This is a genomic window from Rhizobium sp. CB3171 (genome assembly GCF_029714265.1).
In the GTDB taxonomy this organism is placed as follows: domain Bacteria; phylum Pseudomonadota; class Alphaproteobacteria; order Rhizobiales; family Rhizobiaceae; genus Rhizobium.
The window spans coordinates 3,179,850-3,197,803 of the sequence record NZ_CP121652.1 but is presented as its reverse complement, the minus strand read 5'-3'; the positions used below and the strand labels follow the sequence as shown (position 1 = coordinate 3,197,803).

Here is a 17,954-nt window from a genome sequence, read left to right as displayed (position 1 = left end):
CTGCCGCCAGTTAGCGGACCGCTGCGGCCAGCGGGAGTGCCGGATGCATTACTTATGCAGCATCTTCAAGGCGTCGATGAAATAGCTGTTGGCGCCGGAATAGTCGTCGGCCTTGCAACGCTTGAGACCCTCAGCCACCAGGGCGCTTGCCCGCTTTCTGTCGGCGGCGCTGATCGCCGATGTCTTCAACCCATTATTGATACTCTCCACCATTTTGGCGCATGGCGCGGAATTGCCGCTTCCCGTGGTTGCGGTGTTCGCGGCGAAGGCGGTGAAGGAAAGGGCGAAGGTGATTGAGATCAGCGACGGAACGACAAGAGCGAACGTTTTCATGTCCCTGCAGCCTCAGCTCCGCCCGCAGTCTACGGACAAGACATGCAGACCAAACGTCTTTGGATAGGGTCGAATGCCGAGAGAGGGATGGGAAAGACAATCGGACACTGGGAAGCAGCTCTAATACGCTCTTGCAGGTCTTGTTGAACTGACGCATCACAGTATAGCTCCGCCACAAGGCCGCTTCAATTGCGGTTCACATCGGCTTTCTAATCCCCGTTGGCAAAATGAGATCGACCGTGCGTGTTCTGCTTGTTGAAGACGACAATATTCTCGGATCATCCCTCAAGAAGGCTTTGGAGAAACACGCTTACGGTGTCGATTGGATGCGCGATGGCGAGTCCGGTCTCGAAGCTGCGCAGCATTCGCATTTCGCGGCTGTTATTCTCGATATCAACCTGCCGCAGCTCAATGGCATGGAGGTGCTGAGAGGCATTCGACAGCGGGGCAATGCGGTGCCGGTTTTGCTGCTGACTGCGCTCGATGCGGTACGGCAGAAGGTCGAGGGGCTCGATGAGGGCGCCGATGATTACCTGGTCAAGCCGTTCGATCTCGACGAACTGCTTGCCCGCCTGCGCGCGCTGATTCGCCGCCGCGATGGGCGAACCGAAAGCCTCATACGATGCGGCGATGTCGAGGTCGACCCGTCGGCGATGGTCGCCCGCAAGGGCAGCGCGCAGGTTCATACCACCGCCAAGGAATTCCATCTGCTGAAGCTGCTCATGGAGCGCAGCGGCCGATACGTGACCAAGAACGATATCGAATATGCGCTTTACGATGCCGAGAACAGCGTCGAAAGCAACGCCATCGAGGTGACGATCTACAACCTGCGCAAAAAGCTCGGCACCGATTTCATCAAGTCGATCCGCGGTGTCGGCTACATGATCGAACGATGATCAGGTCTACGCTAACCCGCAAACTCTTCTTCAGGATAGCGCCGGTCGTGGCGGTGACGATCGTGGTGATCGGCGCCTTCGCGTTCAACAGCGCAACGCGCGAAATCAACAATATCTACGATGCCCAGCTCATCGACGATGCGAACGTTATCTGGAGCTTGCTGCGTCGCCCTCTGGAAAGATCGCCGGACCGCTCTCCGAAGAAGATCGACGATATCGACTTCAATATGGACAACCAGCTATCCTTCAATGAGGACGCCGACGACTATGCTGACGCCCACATGTTTCGCGCATGGGTGGATGGCCGTATCCGCTTCTATAGCAGCACGGCGTTCCAGTCCGATGTGCCGCAGCAGAAGGTCGGCTTTACCACGCTCACCTATAAGGGAGAGGAATGGCGGGTCTACTCGCTGCCGATACCGAACACGACCATCGTCATGGAGATCGGCGAGAAGATCGCCCTGCGGGAAACGTTGGTCTCCAACATCCTGCTCAATCTCTTCTTTCCGCTGCTTGTGCTGGTGCCGGTCATCGGCTTCCTCATCTGGCTTGGCATCAACAGCGGCCTGCGCACGATCCACGGGCTGGTACGCCAGATTCGCACCCGGTCGCCCGACGATCTCTCCGCCATCCCTGTCCAGGGCCTGCCGCGTGACCTCTTGCCGCTCGGCCGCTCAATCAACCAGCTTCTGGAGAAACTCGGTCACTCATTGACCCTCGAACGGCGCTTCTCCGATCTTGCGGCACATCAATTGCGCACCCCGCAGGCGAGCGTGAAGCTGCTGCTGCAGATGCTGGACAATACCGACAATGAGCAGGAACGGCAGACGATCATCGCCGATCTCGTGGCCAGCAACAATCGCGCCATACATCTGATCGAGCAATTGTTGCGGCTTGCCAGGGTAAGCCATCATCCCCTCAATCCGACGCCCGTCGCCCTCTATCATATGGTGGCATCGGTTCTGGCGGAATTCGGCAATATCATCACCAGCCGTCAGCTCGATGTGCTGCTGGAAGGCGACGAGACGGCGCAGGTCAAAACGGATGAATCGCTGCTGCGCATGATGATCGGCAATCTGTTGGACAATGCCATCAAATACACACCCGTTGCCGGCAAGATCGAAGTCGTGATCTCCTCTGAAAACGCGCTCTGGCTGATATCGATCAGCGACAGCGGGCCCGGCATACCGCCCGATGAGCGTGCTGCGGTCTTCCAGCGATTCTATCGGCTCAATACGCTTCACACTGAAGGGGCCGGCCTCGGTCTTGCGATCGTCGCCGATACGGCCGACCGGCTGGCGGCCTCAATCCAGCTATTGACGCCGCGTTGGGGCACGGGCCTGCGGGTCGATCTGCGGTTGCCCAAAAACCAATAGAGCGACCCCTATATACCCATCCGAGCGCTCGGTGCTCATCGCTGGACGGTTCAGCTTTTCACGAAGTCGTGGGGCTGCTCGTTTTTCATTTTCGCATCATCCTGCCCTCATGCCTGGCTCATCCGTGGTTGCTAAACGCAACTTCAGGATAAGGCGAAAGGGTTTTTTTATGCAGGTGTTTTGCGATTTTGATGGAACCATATCCATCGAAGACGCGACGGATATGGTGTTGTCCCGTTTCGCCGGTTCCGAATGGGAAGACATAGAACAGCAGTGGAAACAGGGGCTGATAGGGTCGGGCGAATGCATGCGCCGGCAGATCGCCCTCGTGCAGGCGAGCCGCAAAGATCTCGAGGCTCTCCTGGACGGGGTGTCCATCGACCCCGGCTTTGAGGGTTTCCTGTCATACTGCAACCGCAGTGATCTGCCCGTGACGATCGTCAGCGATGGGGTCGACTATTTCATTCGCCATATCCTGGCACGTCACGGCATCGGCGACCTCAGAATAGTCGCCAACGTCCTCACCTATCGCTTCGCTCATGGCCGAGACTTGTATTCTCTTTCTCCGTCGCCCACGGCAGCCGGCTGCATGTCCGGTTCAGGCGTCTGCAAATGCCGGGTTGTCAGGGGAACTGAACTGCAGATCTACATCGGCGATGGGCGAAGCGATTTCTGTGTTGCCGACAAGGTCGATCTCGTCTTCGCAAAAGCCAAGCTCGCCGATTACTGCGATGACCGCGGCATTTCCTATGTCGGCTTCGACAATTTCGCCGACCTGCTTCCAAAGATGAAAGCCATTCTTCCCAGTGCCGCACGGGAGCACCGCGCGCTGCTGCATTCCAAGATCGCGTGAACCAGACCGAGAGGCATTAATGAAAACCAATGTAGTCGAAGCCTTCAGTGGCGAGATGCAATCGCCCGTCAAATCTGAGGCGGAGTTGCGCATCCTTGAGGAGGCTTATTGCTCCCATGGCGATACGGTCCACTATACGGCAAAGCCGAAATTCTTCGAGGAATGCGAAGGCTCCTACGTCTACGACCAGTCAGGGACGCCGTTCCTCGATCTGCAGATGTGGTATTCCGCCGTCAATTTCGGCTACCGCAACGAACGCCTGAATGCCGCCGCACACCGGCAGCTCGACCGGCTGCCGCAGGTCGCCTCGCAATATCTGCACCGGGAAAAGGTGGAGCTGGCGGCCATGATCGCCCAGGACGCCGAACGCAAGTTCGGGCGCAAGGGGCGGGTTCATTTCAACGTCGGCGGCTCGCAGGCCGTCGAGGATTCGCTGAAGCTGGTGCGCAACTATACCGGCGGCAAGAGCCTGATGTTCGCCTTCGAGGGCGGTTATCACGGCCGCACCCTCGGCGCCTCGGCCATCACCTCCAGCTACCGCTACCGCCGCCGCTACGGTCATTTCGGGGATCGGGCGCAGTTCATCGAATTTCCCTATCATTTCCGCGGCCCGAAGGGCATGTCGAAGGAAGAGTACGGGCATCACTGCGTTCAGAAGTTCGCCCGTCTGTTCGAGAGCGAATATAACGGCGTTTGGGATCCGAAGGCGGGCAAGTCCGAATATGCCGCCTTCTACATCGAGCCGATCCAAGGCACGGGCGGCTACGTCATTCCGCCGATGAACTTCTTCATCGAACTCAAGAAGGTGCTGGACGAACACGGCATTCTGCTCGTCGTCGACGAAATCCAGATGGGCGTCTACCGCACCGGCAAACTCTGGTCGATCGAGCATTTCGGCGTTTCCCCCGATGCTCTTGTCTTCGGCAAGGCGATCACCAATGGGCTCAATCCGCTTTCAGGCGTCTGGGCAAGGGAAGAGATGATCAATCCGGAAATCTTCCCGCCCGGTTCGACACATTCCACCTTCGCCAGCAACCCGATGGGGACCGCCGTGGCTCTCGAAACCATGAAGATGTTGGAAGAGGAGGATTTCGGCGCGGCCATCATGGCCAAGGGCGCTTATTTCCTCGATGGGCTGAAACAATTGCAGAAGCGCCATGCCATCGTCGGCGAGGTCGACGGTCTCGGCTTGGCCCTGCGGATGGAGATCTGCAAGGACGACAGCTACACGCCGGACAAGGCGACGATGGACTGGCTCTGCGACGAGGGCATGAAGGGCGACATTCAGGTCGGTTCCAAGATGTACGGCCTCGTGCTCGACGTCGGCGGCTACCACAAGAACGTCATCACCTTCGCGCCGAACCTGCTCATTACCCGCGAGGAGATCGATCTGGCGATTGCCCTGCTCGATCAGCTTCTCACGCGCGCAGCCCGGAGATAGACCGGTGCAACTCCTTCTTCTTCATCTCGATGATGCGTTGGAGTTGCAGCCAGATTTCGTGCGCGCCTGCAAGTTTGCGGGCGCGTGCCAATATGCCGATAAAGGAACCGGCAGGGTGGTGCGGCTCTGGAGCAAGCAGAAGGCGCTTGCCGAACTCGGCCGCAACATCGTCCGGAACACGCCCGCAATCGGCAAGGATCCGCAGCTCTGTTTCATGGGCTCCGGCGACTTTCATCATGTGACGGCGCTGCTTCTCGATGGGGCTCTGGAGCGGCAGTCCATTGCGACGACGCTCATTCATTTCGACAATCATCCGGATTGGGTCACCTTCAATGGCGGGATGCATTGCGGCTCCTGGGTCAACAGCGCGCTGGCCAACCGCCATATCCAAAAGGTCATCACCATTGGCGTTTGCAGCCACGACCTTCGTAGCCCGGAGCGCAAAGGCGCCAATCTGCACTGGCTCGGCGAAGGCAAGCTGGAGCTCTATCCTTATGAACATCCGCCGAGCCGTGTTTTGGCCGAATACGGCAGCGGCGCCAGCTATCGGCAGGAGAAGGGCGCCCTGCACTGGAAATCCATTTCCGAGATCGGCGAGGAAAATTTCATCGACCGGATGCTGAGCCGGATTCGCACCGAAGCGGTCTATCTGACGATCGACAAGGATGTGCTGGTGGCGGATGACGCCGTGACGAACTGGGACCAGGGCCGTATGCGGCTGCCCTACCTGCTGGCGCTGATCAGCGAAATCGGCAACCGCCATCGCATTATCGGCGCAGACGTCATCGGCGACTACTCGGCCCCGAGCTATGCCGGCCCTTTTCAAACCAGGATTTTGAAAAGGGCCGAGGTTTTTATCGACCAGCCGCATATCCGGCCAAGGGCCGAAACGATCAGAAATATCAACAGTGCCGCAAACCACGCGCTGCTGGAGGTCCTGGCGGAGTACATGGCATGAGCGGCAGCCTGACCCTTCCCATGCTCGGCCTGATCCTTTTCTGCGTGCTGGCGGAAACGGCGCGCGAGGTCTGCTTCAAGCACTCGGCAAGCGAAAACGCATTGCTTTCGGCGCTGACCAAGCCCGTCACATGGCTGGGCATCTTCTTTTGGGCGGTGGAGCTGCTCGCCTGGACCGCCGTGCTCGAGCACGTCCCCCTCTCCATCGCTTTTCCGCTGATGGCGCTGAGCTATGTCGTCATCGTCTTCGCCGGAGCCCTGATCTTCAAAGAAAATATCAACCTCCGCCACGCGACGGGTGTGTTCCTCGTGACCGCCGGCGTGGCTTGCGTGGGAGTAACCGGACTATGAAAATCTTTGCGCACACCAGATGGGATGCCGCGCCGGTTCTGGCCGCTGTGGCGCATCTCGCTTTCGACATCTATCTGATCGTCGGTTTCGAAAGCCGGCCGTTATGGCTCTCGGCTGTCCTCGGCTGCCTGTATGCAGTGTCGATCTCGTGGAATATCAACAGCATATCCCATAATTTCATCCACACGCCCTATTTCAAGCCGCGCTGGATGAACTACGCGTTCAGCCTGCTGGAATCGGTCGCGATCGGCTTCTCGCAGACCTATTATCATTGGGTGCACATGCGCCATCACTCCGGCAATAGCGATCGGCCGGACGAAAAGGGCGATACGATCGATCTCCTGTCGATCTATCGCCACGGCCGCAACGGCGAGCCGGAGAATGTGTGGTCCTATACGCTTCTGAGCTTCTTTCGGGACAGTCTCGGCGACATTCACAAGGCTATCGCCCGCACGCGGCCGTTCGATGCAAAATGGGGCCGGTTCGAGCTCTTTTTCTTCCTTGGCCTTGCTGCAATTGCGTTGATCTATGACTGGAAGGCCGTGCTGTTCTTCGTGCCCTTCTATTATTTCGGCAACTGCCTGTCGTCGCTGAACGGCTATTACGAGCATCTGAACGGCGATCCGGACGAGCCGATCGCCTGGGGCGTCAGCAGCCACAAGTCGTTCTACAACTGGCTGTGGTTCGGCAACGGCTATCATGCCGAGCACCATTACCGGCCGCGGACCCATTGGACGAAGCTGAGCACGCTGCACGAGCAGATCAAGGAAGAGCAGGAAAAGGCCGGCACGCATGTCATCAGCACCTGCCACGCCCTTGGCTTCATGGCCAAGGAAAACCGGCAGGCGGAGCTTTCCCATGAAATCTGAGGAATTGAGTTTCTTTCTCGAAGGAAACAACGGCAAAGGCGTGCTCCTCATTCATGGATTAACGGGTGCGCCGGCCGAAATGAAGCTTGTCGCGCGTCAGCTCAACCGCAGAGGGTTCAGCGTCCACGCACCGCTGTTGGCAGGTCACGGCGAGGATGTCAGGGCGTTACGGCTCTCTCATTGGGAGGATTGGCTGGACAGCGTGGTACAGGCGGCGGAATTCATGGCGCGGCGCACGCAGCATATTTTCGCGGCAGGCATCTGTGTGGGCGGCAAGCTGTCGATGCTCGCCGCCAATAGCCGCCCGGATCTCATAAAGGCCGTGGCGATCTATTCGCCCTGTTTCCACTATGATGGCTGGGACGTGCCACGCCACTACACTTTGCTGTCGCCGCATATCGGCTGGCTATCGCGCATTCCCTTCCTCGACCGTCTCAATTTCAAAGAGAATTCATCCCTTGGCATCAAGGACGAGCGTTTGCGCCGCATGGTCGAGGCAATGGCGGGCGAAGGCATGCTGGAAAAATTCCCTGGCCGCGGCATCGTCGAGATGCACCGTTTGGGCAAGACGCTGCGGGGCGTGCTGCCCGACATTCGCGTGCCGACCTTGATCCTGCACGCGGAGGAAGACGATCTCAGCAATCCGAGGCACGCCCGCTACATTTCCGAGCACATTGGCGGCCCGCATGAGCTGAAGTGGATCAAGGACAGCTATCACATGATCCACGTCGATCGTCAGCACCGGCAGGTCGCGGAATTCACCGCCGATTTCTTCGAGGCGAGCCATGCTTCAGCGCTCGCTTAGTCCTTCGCCGACGCCGGCGCGCGATCCGGTCGCCGAGGTGCATTTCAGCATTCGCGCCATCGGCCGCGATGCCTGGAACGCCTGCTTTCATGATCAGGTCGAGGATTATGATTGCCTGCTGGCCATCGAGGAGGCCGGTATCGAAGGCTTCGAATGGCGCTACATCACGGTCGCCGAGGACGGGCGGATCAGCGCCGCAATGCCGGCTTTCCTCTGCCCCTATGCCCTGGACACGACGCTGGAAGAGGGCGCGCTGCGCAGGGGCATACGGTGGGTGCGGCAGCGCTTTGCTGGCTTCCTGACGCTGCGCCTCGCCTGTCTCGGCTCTCCCTGCACGGAAACGGGCGCGGTCGGCTTTCATCCCGATGTGCCGCCGGAACGCCGCGAGGTGTTGTTTGCCGAATTGCTGTCATTCTTCGAACAGCTTGCGGCAACGGAAGATTGCGCGCTGATGGGCCTCAAGGACATTCCCCAGCCGGTTGCCCCCGCGCTAGACGGACCGCTGTCGGCCCGCCGTTACGCCATGATCGGCGGCTTGCCGACCGCCTGGCTCGATATCGACTTTAAGACGATCGACGAATATCTCGCCCGGCTCTCTTCCGGCACGCGCAAGGACATGCGCCGCAAGTTGAAATCCTTTGCGCGGGTCAGGGTCGAGATTCGAACGGATTTCGGCGATTTCCTGCCCGAGGTCATGAGGCTCTACCACGACACACGCAATCGCAGCGAATGGCAGTTCGAGGAACTGACGGCCGGTTACTTCGAGGGAATCCTTTCCCGGATGGACGGTCGCTCTTTCTGCGCCTTCTATTTCGTCGATGACAGGCTTCTTGCTGCCAATCTGATCGTCCATGACGGACGCGCCGCCATCGATAAATTCTTCTGCATGGATGGCGAAGAGGGGCGGCCCTACAATCTTTATTTCCTGAGCTGGTTCACCAATCTGCGCTATTGCCTGGAGCACGGCATACGCCGTTACCAGAGCGGTCAGGCCTATTATGAAAACAAGGTGCGGCTCGGCAGCAAGCTCACCGCCAATGCGATGTTCTTTCGCCACCGCAATCCGGTTCTCCAGAAAATATTGCGGCTGGTTTCGCCGCTGTTTTCGACAGATGAGGCGGGCTGATGATGTCGATGCGCTTATCCTGGCTGGCGGTGCCGGTGTTGAACACGCTGTACCAATTCTTCATCAAGCATGGAGCCGCGCAATTGGACGGTGACGGCGGAGCGGATTGGCTGTGGCAGGCGCTCACGTCGCATTGGATCCTGGCGGCGATCGCCGCCGAAATCCTCTGCTTCTTCATCTGGATGAATGTGCTTTCCGAGCTTGATCTGAGCCGGGCCTTCCCCCTTTCCGGCATCAGCTACGTCTTGATCATAGCTACCGGCTGGTTCGTCTTCGGCGAGCCCGTCGTCGGCCTGCAGGTCATCGGCAGCGGATTGATCCTGACGGGCGTCTGGCTGATCGCCAGTGCAGCGGGCGAAACCTCAGACCAAAATGGCTGGGCGCCAAAGCGCGGTTCGCTCAGTACCGACACGGGTAAGGATAAGTGATGTCCCGATTGCAAGCTGAAGACCAAAACAAGGGCGTCAGCATCGCGTCCGGCCTTGCGGACTGGAGCTTGAGACGCGCGCTGTCGCACATCGTAACGCGGGGATCACTGACGGTGACGACCGCAGGCGGCCGCGTCCTGACTTTCGGCGATGGCACTGGTCAACCTGTCCATGTCTGCTTCACCGACACCCGCGCGCAGTGGGCTTTCCTTGTCGACGCCGACCTACGGCTCGGCGAACTCTACATGGATGGCCGTTTTCTTGTCGAACACGGCTCGCTCTACGATTTCGTCGCAATGATGCTGCGGGAGGCGCAGAACAGCACGCATCCGCTCATTGCCCGTGTCATCGATCACATCCGCACGAGGCTGCGGATTTTCCGCCACCGCAATCTGCCGGGGCGTTCCAAGGCAAATGTCGCGCATCACTATGATCTCGACGGGCGGCTCTACGAGCTTTTTCTGGATGCGGACCGGCAATATTCCTGCGCCTACTTCGCCCATCCCGGTCAATCGCTTGAAGAGGCGCAACTGGCGAAGAAAAGGCATCTGGCGGCCAAGCTGTCGATCGAGCCGGACAACAGCATTCTCGACATCGGCTGCGGCTGGGGCGGCCTTGCCCTGCACCTGGCCGAGCAGGCACCGGGCGGCTATGTCCTCGGCGTCACCCTGTCCGAAGAGCAGCACGATTATGCTTCGAAACGGTTGCAGGGCGCCGTGGAGGGATCGAGGGCGGAGGTTCAGTTCGCGCTCCGGGACTACCGCAGCCTGACGGGTCATTTCGACAGGATCGTCTCGGTCGGCATGTTCGAGCATGTCGGCCTGTCATCCTATCGGACCTTCTTCCGCAAATGTGCCGAATTGCTCGAGGATGACGGTATCATGGTGCTGCACACTATCGGTTGTTCGGCAACGCCCGGCTTCACCACGCCCTGGCTCGACAAATACATCTTCCCGGGCGGTTACATTCCGGCACTTTCGGAGATCGTGCCGGAGGTCGAGGCAGCGGGATTGACGATCACCGATGTCGAAGTGCTGCGCCTGCACTATGCCTGGACGCTTGCCAACTGGCGCGAGCGTTTCATGGCGCGCTGGGGCGAAGTGGCGGAACTCTATGATGAGCGTTTTTGCCGCATGTGGGAATATTATCTTTCGACGGCGGAAGCTGCGTTCCGCTATGAAGATCTCGTCGTCTTCCAGATCCAGATCAGCAAACACAACGACATCGTTCCGGTCACGCGGGACTACATCGCCCGCAACGAAGCGCAGCAGGCTTCAAAACCGGATATCGAACGTTCTGTTGAGCGTAAAGCCGATGACGTTCTGGTTGGGTGAGCCGATCTGCGAGGTGATCGGGCTGTCGGCTGCATCACTTACGAGGCGGCTATATTTGTCATAGACCTGCACGCTCCAGGCGGGCGAGATCGTATAGGTCGCGGCCACCGTGAAGCCGACGGATTTCAAGCCGCCGCTGGCGTCAAAGGCATCGAGCTGGCCGTTTTTCACGGCTTCGCTCGCCGAGATTCCGAAATTGCTGCGCATATAGGTGGAGTTCGCCAGCGACATGCGCGGACCCGCCGACAGAAGCCAGCTATCTCCAACGGGCTGGAACCAGTCGAGCGACAGATCGGCAACGAGGCCGTCGCCGCCCCACAATGCCTGACGCGTCTCCGCCCGCAGCCGCAACTGATTTTCCATCGGCCAATATTGCGCGAACGCACCGGCGTCAAAATTCCAGTGAACCCTGTGCAGGCCGTTCAGACTGGAATCGTCAAATGCCGAGCGTCCACCTCTCAGACCGACGACCGGACCGACTTCGATGCCGCCAACCTCGAAGAGGCTATAGTCGATGTTGTCGTCCGGAGCGCTGTAGTCCTGCGTTTCGCCAAGGCGATGAAAATCGAAGGATGGCATGCCGCTGAAGGAGAGATGCTTCGATCCTTCGTAGGAAGGGCCGTATTCCACCGTGCCGCCAAGCGTAACGATCCAGGTACTCGACGAAGATTTCGTCGCCTCCTGCGCCAGTGCCGGAAGCGCGCCGATTGCGGATGTCGCCAGCAGAGCTATCCCGGCAAGCGCCGAGACGCTGGCGAAAGATGTTTTGACGCTGAACATTCTGCCAACACCCGTCCCTGATCGCCCCACACCGATTTACAGGCAGATCGCCCCCGCGCGCATTCCTAGCACGGCCTGCGGTTCCAAAAATAGAAAAAACTTGAGCAGGGGTGGTGGTTAAGGCTGTTCCGCACCTGCATTTCGACCGGATTGGCTCCTCAGATCGACGGCGATTTCAGCACTGCACCTCCAGCCTCGTCGCTACGAGCTGCGAATAATTCGTTCCCATCGGGTCGTTGAAGAACATACTGGTGAGCGTCGCCTGGTTCTGCGCGATGATCTCGTTGGGATTGGGCCTCACCACCTTGCGCTTGCAGCGGGCAAATGCCTCTCCGGAGGTGGCCATGTCGCTGTCCGCGGCGAAATCGACCGCGGTATAAAGCGTCGTATCGTAAATCCCGAAAATCGTGGTTCCCTTGAGGAAGGTCTTCTGCAGCGGTTTTAGCGAGAAGGTCAGTATCAGGGCGTTGTCCTTATAATCCGCCTGTATCGCCTCGGGCTTCGCCATCGCGACCGCTTTGCCGTTACTGGTGACGTTTGTGTAGTAGTTGTATTGCGCAAGCGAATTCCTGACCGTCTTGCCCACCGCTTTGAGCTCGCCGGCATCCAGCGTCATGTTGCCGTTCTTGTCGAAATCCAGCAGCACCGAGGAGGAAAAGACCTCGTCGAAACGCCAGACATTGCGAAGCTCGGCAATCGAGCCGTCTGGTGCTGCGACCACCTCGAACTTGGCATCGATAAATATATGCGGGTGGGCAAGAGCCGTGACAGGAAGGAGCGACAGCATCGCGATCGGCAGAATCGTCAGTCGTTTCATTCAGGCTCTGTCCGTGATCCGTCGGTGGCTCTGGTGTCGAGGCCTGAACTTCAATTGAGACTGATTTGAGACCCTGACGGGTTCCGGTCACGGATGGCTGGATACGTGCTGAACTCGTGCCGAGATTGAGCTCTCCACTCTATGGACTGTTCCATCTGAAGGCGGCGACAAAGCCTGAGATCAGTACCAGCAGCAGGAGCAGGTGGAATACACGGTCGGCCGTCGTCTGCGGGCCGATGCCGATGGCGATGGTGAATGCGCCGACGAGGGTTGCGAAAAGTGCAAAACTCTGGACCGCCAGAGCTACGGAGCGGGTCCACGCCGGCTGAAAGAGGCACGCGAAGATCCCGCAAGCCAGAACCGCCGCAATCAACCCCTCGGCTGTCGCGGCCCGCGCATGCTCATAGCCGCCAAGGAGCACGCCGGAGTGGACGAGCGAGGCGGCAGCAAAGAGCGTGACTTCGAAGATGAGAAGAGGTTTCGCCCAAGAGATCATGATCCGGGTCCATCACTGTCCATTGCGCAAAGATCGTATCGAACAAGAACCTGAAACAACGCGCTTGGTTTCCCTCAATGTCTTCGTTTGTTTCCATGGCTCAAAAATGCAGCCGGACTTTGTCGGATCGATGCGGTTCACCCTAGTGCGAACGCGAACATCAACGTGCGGTTTTTCCTGAAAGACGAAGGTGGATTGCGCGCGGGCGCAACAGGCATATCGTTATGCCATGGAGCACAGCGAAATCTTTCAACGCCTCGGTGTCGCACTTGCCATTGGCCTACTTGTCGGCATCGAGCGGGGCTGGCAGGAGCGCGACGTTCGGGCAGGCGGCAGAACGGCAGGCATCCGCACGTTCGGCCTCACCGGTTTCCTGGGCGGAATAGCCGGCGTACTGCAGTCCATGATCGGCCCACTGCTGCCGGCGACGATCGCCATCCTGCTCGGCCTCATCTATATCGCCGGTAAGTGGCAGGAAACGAAAGAGGATGAAGATTACAGCATCACCTCGGTCGTCGCCGCTCTCGTCGTTTTCGGACTGGGCGTTCTGGCTGCCGTCGGCGACGTTGTGACTGCGGCCGCCGGTGGCGTTGTCACGACGGCAATTCTTGCCGCGCGCCACAGTCTGCACGGCTTTCTTAGGGGACTGACCTGGCCGGAACTGCGTTCGGCGCTCGTGTTGCTGGCAATGACCATGGTTGCACTGCCGCTACTGCCAGATAAGGCGCTCGATCCCTGGGGAGCGCTCAACCCTTTCTCTCTCTGGCTGCTGACCATTACCATCGCCGCCCTTTCCTTTGCGGGCTATGTCGCCATCAAGCTGACCGGCACGAGCCGCGGCATCCTGCTCGCCGGCGCCGCGGGAGGGCTGGTCTCCTCGACGGCGCTGACGCTTTCCTTCGCCCGTCATTCGAAGGAGGCGCCGCAGGGCTCGGCACATCTGGCCGCTGGGGCTGCTATTGCCGGCGCCTTGTCCTTCGCCCGCGTCTTGGTGATCGGCAGCGCCCTTTCCTTCAACTTGCTTCTGCCGCTGGCGTCTGGCCTGGTGCCGGCGATTATAGGCTTCCTGATTGCCGGCTTCCTCTGGGTCTGGCGCTCCGGCTCCGCAACGGAGGTTCCGGAAATCAAGCTGAAGAATCCGTTCGAATTGCGCATGGTGTTCTCGTTCGCCGCCTTGCTCGGGCTGATCAGTCTGATATCGAAAATGACCATCGACTATGTCGGCGCATCCGCCCTTTTCGTCGTGGCCGCAATTTCCGGACTGGTGGACGTGGACGCCGTCACACTTTCGACCGCACGGCTCGCGGGCTCGACGATCGACGTCAAGACAGCTGCCGACGTCATCCTCATTGCTGTCGTCGTCAATGTCGTGACAAAGGCGGTCCTGGCCTTCTCGTCCGGCACGCGCGAATATGGCATGGCCCTGGCGCAAGCATCAGCCATTGCGATCGTCACGGGCGCTGTCGCCTATTTCATGCTGCGCAGCTTCATGCCCGATTGATATGATCGGCCAGAACCGGCTGCCGTGGGAATCAGTCATCCCTTGCGCGCCGCTTTGCAGCTTGGCATTCTAATGGTGTTGCCAGATGGGTGTGGCTATGTCCGATGATTATGAGGCTACCCTGGTACGGATAACCGGCAGGGTACAGGGTGTCAGTTTCCGTGTTTGGACCCGCAACGAGGCGTCAAGGCTCGGTTTGACAGGCTGGGTCCGCAACGAATCGGATGGGTCCGTCCTCGCTTTGATCGCCGGGTCTGACACTGCGATTTCGACCATGATCGAGCGTTTCTGGCATGGGCCTGCCGGCGCATCCGTTTCCAGCGTGGAGAAGCAACCGACCACCCTCGCGGAGATGCCAACCGGGTTTCGCATCACCGGCTAACCGCGTCTGCAATGCCAACTTGCGGATCTCTCATGGCTTCAAATGCGCCGATATGTGCCGGCTCTCTTCAGAGACCGGCCTTGCGGCAAATGCAAAATGGCCTCGAGCGGCCATTATAACCATCTGATTCTCTTGAGAAAACTGGAGCGGGCGAAGGGATTCGAACCCTCGACCCCAACCTTGGCAAGGTTGTGCTCTACCCCTGAGCTACACCCGCTCATATCCGCAGCCGTCCGGGGTAGTGTGTTGGACCGCTGGGCGTCGTCTTGCGGCGACGGGCGCTATATGGCCTAACCATTTTTCAAATGCAACAGGGAAATGACGAGGTGGCGAAGAAAAATCTGCATTTTTTTCATTGCCCGCCGGAAAGCCCCAGGACGCCGGGCTTTGTCGTCTGGAAGATTGCAAAGGATTTGCGGGCGACGTATCAGGGGCGGGATATTTTTATTGCGAGACGCTCATGACCGACAACAGCCCGAAAACCCGCGACGATCTTTTCCGTTTCCTGGATGGCCTCGGCATTTCCCACAGCACCAAGGATCATGCGCCGGTGTTTACTGTTGCCGAATCGGTGTCGCTGCGCGACGAAATCCCCGGCGGGCATACGAAGAACCTGTTCGTGAAGGACAAGAAGGACAATTTCTTCCTACTGACGGTCGAGGAGAATGCGAGCGTCGATCTGAAGACGGTGCACACGCTGATCGGTGCGGCCAGCAAAGTCTCCTTCGGTAGACCCGAAAAGCTGCTAGAATATCTGGGCGTGGTTCCCGGCGCGGTGACGGCCTTCGGGGCGATCAACGATACGGGCAAGAACGTTACCTTTGTGATCGATGCCGAATTGATGGAGCACGACATCGTCAATTGCCACCCGTTGTCGAACGACGCGACGACCTCGATTGCCAGCGGCGATCTCCTTCGCTTCATGGAGGCGACGGGTCATACGCCGCTAGTCTTGAAAGTGACGGGCTGACATACGATTTTAGCGCTACGATTAGAGCGAGAGGACCTATCTTCGAATTGGCCTGTCGCTTTGGCTATTTCATTGGGCGTGATTTTATCCAAAGGCTGCTTCTTTCCTTTTGGAATCATGCTTTAAAGGGTCCAGGATACCGGCAGGCGGGAGACACTCATGAGCGGTTCAAACAATCCTTATAACGCGTCCTTCGGCCGCCAGATGTCGGCTTCGGCATCCTATGGTGCCGCACCTGTCGCATCCGGCGGCGCTTCGCCCATCAAGGACACCACGACGGCGAATTTCGCGCGGGACGTTATCGAGGAGTCGCGCAACCAGCCGGTGCTGGTGGATTTCTGGGCGCCCTGGTGCGGCCCGTGCAAGCAGCTTACGCCGGTTCTGGAAAAGGTCGTCAACGAGGGCAAGGGCCGCGTCAAGCTGGTCAAGATGAATATCGACGATCATCCGGCCATTCCCGGCCAGCTCGGCATCCAGTCGATCCCGGCGGTGATTGCTTTCGTCAACGGCCGTCCGGCCGATGGTTTCATGGGTGCTGTCCCCGAAAGCCAGGTTCGCCAGTTCATCGATCGCCTCGGTGGTCCGGCTGACGGTGCCGGCGATCAGGCGGCAGAGATCGAAGCGATTTTGGAAGAGGCTGCCGGTCTTCTCACCGGGGGCGATATCAATGGCGCCGCCGAGCTGTTCGGCGCGGTGCTGCAGGCCGATCCGGAAAACGCCAAGGCGCTTGCCGGCATGGCAGAGTGCATGATCGCGGCCGGCCAGAGCCAAAGGGCGCGCGAGGCGCTGACGGATCTGCCGGAAACGCTTGCCAATGATGCCGGCATCCAGGCCGTGGTGAAGAAGCTCGATCAGATCGAGGAGGCCCGCAAGCTCGGCGATCCCGTGGCGCTCGAACAGGAATTGGCGGTCAATCCGGACAATCACGAGCAGCGCGTCAAACTTGCCAAGATTCGTAATGTCGAGGGCAAGCGCGATGAGGCGGCCGAGCATCTGCTGACGATCATGCGCCGCGACCGCGCTTTCGACGACGATGGCGCGCGCCGTCAGTTGCTACAATTCTTCGAGGTTTGGGGTGCCAAGGATCCGGCGACCATTGCCGCGCGTCGCAAGCTTTCGTCGATCCTGTTTTCCTAAGGCGTCATCTGTCCGGAAGGAACCTGACGCGCCATTCGGGGCGTCGCGGTTGCCTCGGTTGAACAGGAAAGCGAAATGCTTCGGCGTTTTGCCCGGAAATGCTCTTGTGTTTTCGGGAGAGGGGGTCACATTGTCCTGTGGCGCGGCGTGTGACGGAAGAAGAATGTCCGTTGGGGTATCGTTCTTGCGCGTCTCACAAGGCGCAGCACGGTGATGTAGCGGGACGAAAATCATGCAAGTCGGCAATGCCAGATATCTGAAGCCAAGCGATCTGCCGGATTCGGTGGTTGTCTTTCCTCTGTCCGGTGCTCTGCTTCTGCCGACCGGGCAATTGCCGCTCAATATCTTCGAGCCGCGTTATCTTTCGATGTTCGATGCCGCGATCGCCGGCAACCGGCTGGTTGGCGTCGTGCAGCCGGCGCTCGGCGAGCATCCGGAAACGCCGCATCTTGCGCATGTCGGCTGCCTTGGGCGCATCACCTCCTTCGCCGAGACGGGCGATGGCCGCTATATCGTCTCGCTGACCGGCATCTGCCGCTTCCGGCTGATGGACGAGATCACCGGCCACCATCCCTATCGCAGCTTCCGTATTACGCCCTTCATTTCCGACCTCAAGTCGCGCGACGAGGAGGATACAGTCGATCGTTCGGCACTTCTGTTGGCCTTCCGGGCCTATCTCGACGCCAATAAATTGGAGGCGGACTGGGAGAGCGTGGAGCGCGCCAGCAACATGACGCTGGTCAATTCGCTGGCGATGATGGCGCCCTTCGATCCCGCCGAGAAGCAGGCGCTGCTGGAAGCGCCCGACCTGAAGACGCGGGCGGAGACCTTCATCGCCATCATCGAAATCGTACTCGCCCGCTTCGGGGATACCGATTCCGTCATGCAGTAGGAGGTTGCGATGGATATCACCGTCAGCAAGGTGGACCCGAAACTGCTCGATCTCCTCGTCTGCCCCCTTACCAAGGGACGGCTGACTTATGATCGCGAAAAGAACGAACTGGTGTCGGAAAAGGCGCGGCTCGCCTATCCCATCCGCGATGGCATTCCGATCATGCTGATCTCGGAGGCGCGGCGCTTAGAGGACTGAGGGGGATTGTTC

22 protein-coding genes and 1 tRNA gene are annotated in these 17,954 nt (G+C 59.2%); 18 read left to right on the top strand and 5 right to left on the bottom strand.

Annotation, left to right across the window (positions count from 1 at the left end; all coding sequences use genetic code 11):
• Positions 1 to 48: 48 nt before the first annotated feature.
• Positions 49 to 333: a hypothetical protein gene (locus QA648_RS15615; RefSeq protein WP_104824705.1), complete on the bottom strand. Its 285-nt coding sequence runs from the start codon at positions 331 to 333 to the stop codon at positions 49 to 51.
• Between the two features lie 239 nt (positions 334 to 572).
• Here QA648_RS15615 and QA648_RS15610 point away from each other — a divergent pair, with 239 nt between their 5' ends.
• The 11 genes from QA648_RS15610 to QA648_RS15560 all read left to right on the top strand — a co-directional run bounded on the left by QA648_RS15610 (position 573) and on the right by QA648_RS15560 (position 10,769).
• Positions 573 to 1,229, top strand: a complete 657-nt coding sequence (locus tag QA648_RS15610; protein ID WP_104824704.1) for a response regulator transcription factor — start codon at positions 573 to 575, stop codon at positions 1,227 to 1,229.
• Entirely contained in the window at positions 1,226 to 2,605 is a 1,380-nt protein-coding gene (locus tag QA648_RS15605; RefSeq protein WP_283047903.1) for a HAMP domain-containing sensor histidine kinase, read from the top strand. Before QA648_RS15610 ends, QA648_RS15605 begins: the two co-directional genes overlap by 4 nt.
• A gap of 169 nt (positions 2,606 to 2,774) precedes the next feature.
• The gene (locus tag QA648_RS15600) at positions 2,775 to 3,458 is read left to right on the top strand and encodes an MtnX-like HAD-IB family phosphatase (protein WP_104824702.1); all 684 of its coding nucleotides are present in this window, start codon (positions 2,775 to 2,777) and stop codon (positions 3,456 to 3,458) included.
• 19 nt (positions 3,459 to 3,477) lie between these two features.
• On the top strand, positions 3,478 to 4,899 hold the full coding sequence (locus tag QA648_RS15595) for an aminotransferase class III-fold pyridoxal phosphate-dependent enzyme (RefSeq protein ID WP_104824701.1): 1,422 nt from the start codon (positions 3,478 to 3,480) through the stop codon (positions 4,897 to 4,899).
• Between the two features lie 4 nt (positions 4,900 to 4,903).
• Positions 4,904 to 5,857: an arginase gene (locus QA648_RS15590; RefSeq protein ID WP_283047902.1), complete on the top strand. Its 954-nt coding sequence runs from the start codon at positions 4,904 to 4,906 to the stop codon at positions 5,855 to 5,857.
• Positions 5,854 to 6,207 carry an EamA family transporter gene (locus QA648_RS15585; protein ID WP_283047901.1) on the top strand — a complete coding sequence of 118 codons (354 nt, stop codon included), beginning with the start codon at positions 5,854 to 5,856 and terminating at the stop codon, positions 6,205 to 6,207. Before QA648_RS15590 ends, QA648_RS15585 begins: the two co-directional genes overlap by 4 nt.
• A complete protein-coding gene (locus QA648_RS15580; protein ID WP_104824698.1) occupies positions 6,204 to 7,076 on the top strand; it encodes a fatty acid desaturase in 873 nt (290 codons plus the stop codon). The genes QA648_RS15585 and QA648_RS15580 overlap by 4 nt, the downstream gene beginning before the upstream one ends.
• A complete protein-coding gene (locus QA648_RS15575; protein WP_283047898.1) occupies positions 7,066 to 7,881 on the top strand; it encodes an alpha/beta fold hydrolase in 816 nt (271 codons plus the stop codon). Before QA648_RS15580 ends, QA648_RS15575 begins: the two co-directional genes overlap by 11 nt.
• A complete protein-coding gene (locus tag QA648_RS15570; RefSeq protein WP_283047896.1) occupies positions 7,862 to 9,007 on the top strand; it encodes a peptidogalycan biosysnthesis protein in 1,146 nt (381 codons plus the stop codon). Before QA648_RS15575 ends, QA648_RS15570 begins: the two co-directional genes overlap by 20 nt.
• A complete protein-coding gene (locus QA648_RS15565) occupies positions 9,007 to 9,435 on the top strand; it encodes an EamA family transporter (protein WP_104824695.1) in 429 nt (142 codons plus the stop codon). Before QA648_RS15570 ends, QA648_RS15565 begins: the two co-directional genes overlap by 1 nt.
• Positions 9,435 to 10,769 carry a cyclopropane-fatty-acyl-phospholipid synthase family protein gene (locus tag QA648_RS15560; RefSeq protein WP_283047895.1) on the top strand — a complete coding sequence of 445 codons (1,335 nt, stop codon included), beginning with the start codon at positions 9,435 to 9,437 and terminating at the stop codon, positions 10,767 to 10,769. Before QA648_RS15565 ends, QA648_RS15560 begins: the two co-directional genes overlap by 1 nt.
• Here QA648_RS15560 and QA648_RS15555 read toward each other — a convergent pair.
• From QA648_RS15555 to QA648_RS15545, 3 genes are all read right to left on the bottom strand, one after another.
• Positions 10,710 to 11,549 (bottom strand): MipA/OmpV family protein, encoded by an 840-nt coding sequence (locus tag QA648_RS15555; protein ID WP_283047894.1) that lies wholly within the window; start codon positions 11,547 to 11,549, stop codon positions 10,710 to 10,712. The genes QA648_RS15560 and QA648_RS15555 overlap by 60 nt on opposite strands.
• 175 nt (positions 11,550 to 11,724) lie before the next feature.
• Positions 11,725 to 12,366 (bottom strand): DUF1007 family protein, encoded by a 642-nt coding sequence (locus tag QA648_RS15550; protein ID WP_283047893.1) that lies wholly within the window; start codon positions 12,364 to 12,366, stop codon positions 11,725 to 11,727.
• Positions 12,367 to 12,505: 139 nt separating this feature from the next.
• The gene (locus QA648_RS15545) at positions 12,506 to 12,862 is read right to left on the bottom strand and encodes a hypothetical protein (RefSeq protein WP_283047892.1); all 357 of its coding nucleotides are present in this window, start codon (positions 12,860 to 12,862) and stop codon (positions 12,506 to 12,508) included.
• A 229-nt stretch (positions 12,863 to 13,091) separates the two neighbouring features.
• On the opposite strand from QA648_RS15545, the gene QA648_RS15540 reads away from it, so the two are divergent.
• Entirely contained in the window at positions 13,092 to 14,363 is a 1,272-nt protein-coding gene (locus QA648_RS15540; protein ID WP_283047891.1) for an MgtC/SapB family protein, read from the top strand.
• A gap of 97 nt (positions 14,364 to 14,460) precedes the next feature.
• A complete protein-coding gene (locus QA648_RS15535; protein WP_283047889.1) occupies positions 14,461 to 14,745 on the top strand; it encodes an acylphosphatase in 285 nt (94 codons plus the stop codon).
• Between the two features lie 142 nt (positions 14,746 to 14,887).
• On the opposite strand, the gene QA648_RS15530 is transcribed toward QA648_RS15535, so the two are convergent.
• Positions 14,888 to 14,962: transfer RNA gene (locus QA648_RS15530), tRNA-Gly, on the bottom strand.
• 109 nt (positions 14,963 to 15,071) lie between these two features.
• On the opposite strand from QA648_RS15530, the gene QA648_RS15525 reads away from it, so the two are divergent.
• The 5 genes from QA648_RS15525 to QA648_RS15505 all read left to right on the top strand — a co-directional run bounded on the left by QA648_RS15525 (position 15,072) and on the right by QA648_RS15505 (position 17,942).
• The gene (locus QA648_RS15525; protein WP_283047887.1) at positions 15,072 to 15,209 is read left to right on the top strand and encodes a hypothetical protein; all 138 of its coding nucleotides are present in this window, start codon (positions 15,072 to 15,074) and stop codon (positions 15,207 to 15,209) included.
• Positions 15,206 to 15,715: a prolyl-tRNA synthetase associated domain-containing protein gene (locus QA648_RS15520; protein ID WP_283047886.1), complete on the top strand. Its 510-nt coding sequence runs from the start codon at positions 15,206 to 15,208 to the stop codon at positions 15,713 to 15,715. Before QA648_RS15525 ends, QA648_RS15520 begins: the two co-directional genes overlap by 4 nt.
• A 159-nt stretch (positions 15,716 to 15,874) precedes the next feature.
• Positions 15,875 to 16,852, top strand: a complete 978-nt coding sequence (gene trxA, locus QA648_RS15515) for a thioredoxin (RefSeq protein ID WP_283047885.1) — start codon at positions 15,875 to 15,877, stop codon at positions 16,850 to 16,852.
• 232 nt (positions 16,853 to 17,084) lie between these two features.
• Positions 17,085 to 17,744, top strand: a complete 660-nt coding sequence (locus QA648_RS15510; protein ID WP_104824687.1) for an LON peptidase substrate-binding domain-containing protein — start codon at positions 17,085 to 17,087, stop codon at positions 17,742 to 17,744.
• Between the two features lie 9 nt (positions 17,745 to 17,753).
• Positions 17,754 to 17,942 carry a Trm112 family protein gene (locus tag QA648_RS15505; RefSeq protein ID WP_104824686.1) on the top strand — a complete coding sequence of 63 codons (189 nt, stop codon included), beginning with the start codon at positions 17,754 to 17,756 and terminating at the stop codon, positions 17,940 to 17,942.
• Positions 17,943 to 17,954: the final 12 nt, after the last annotated feature.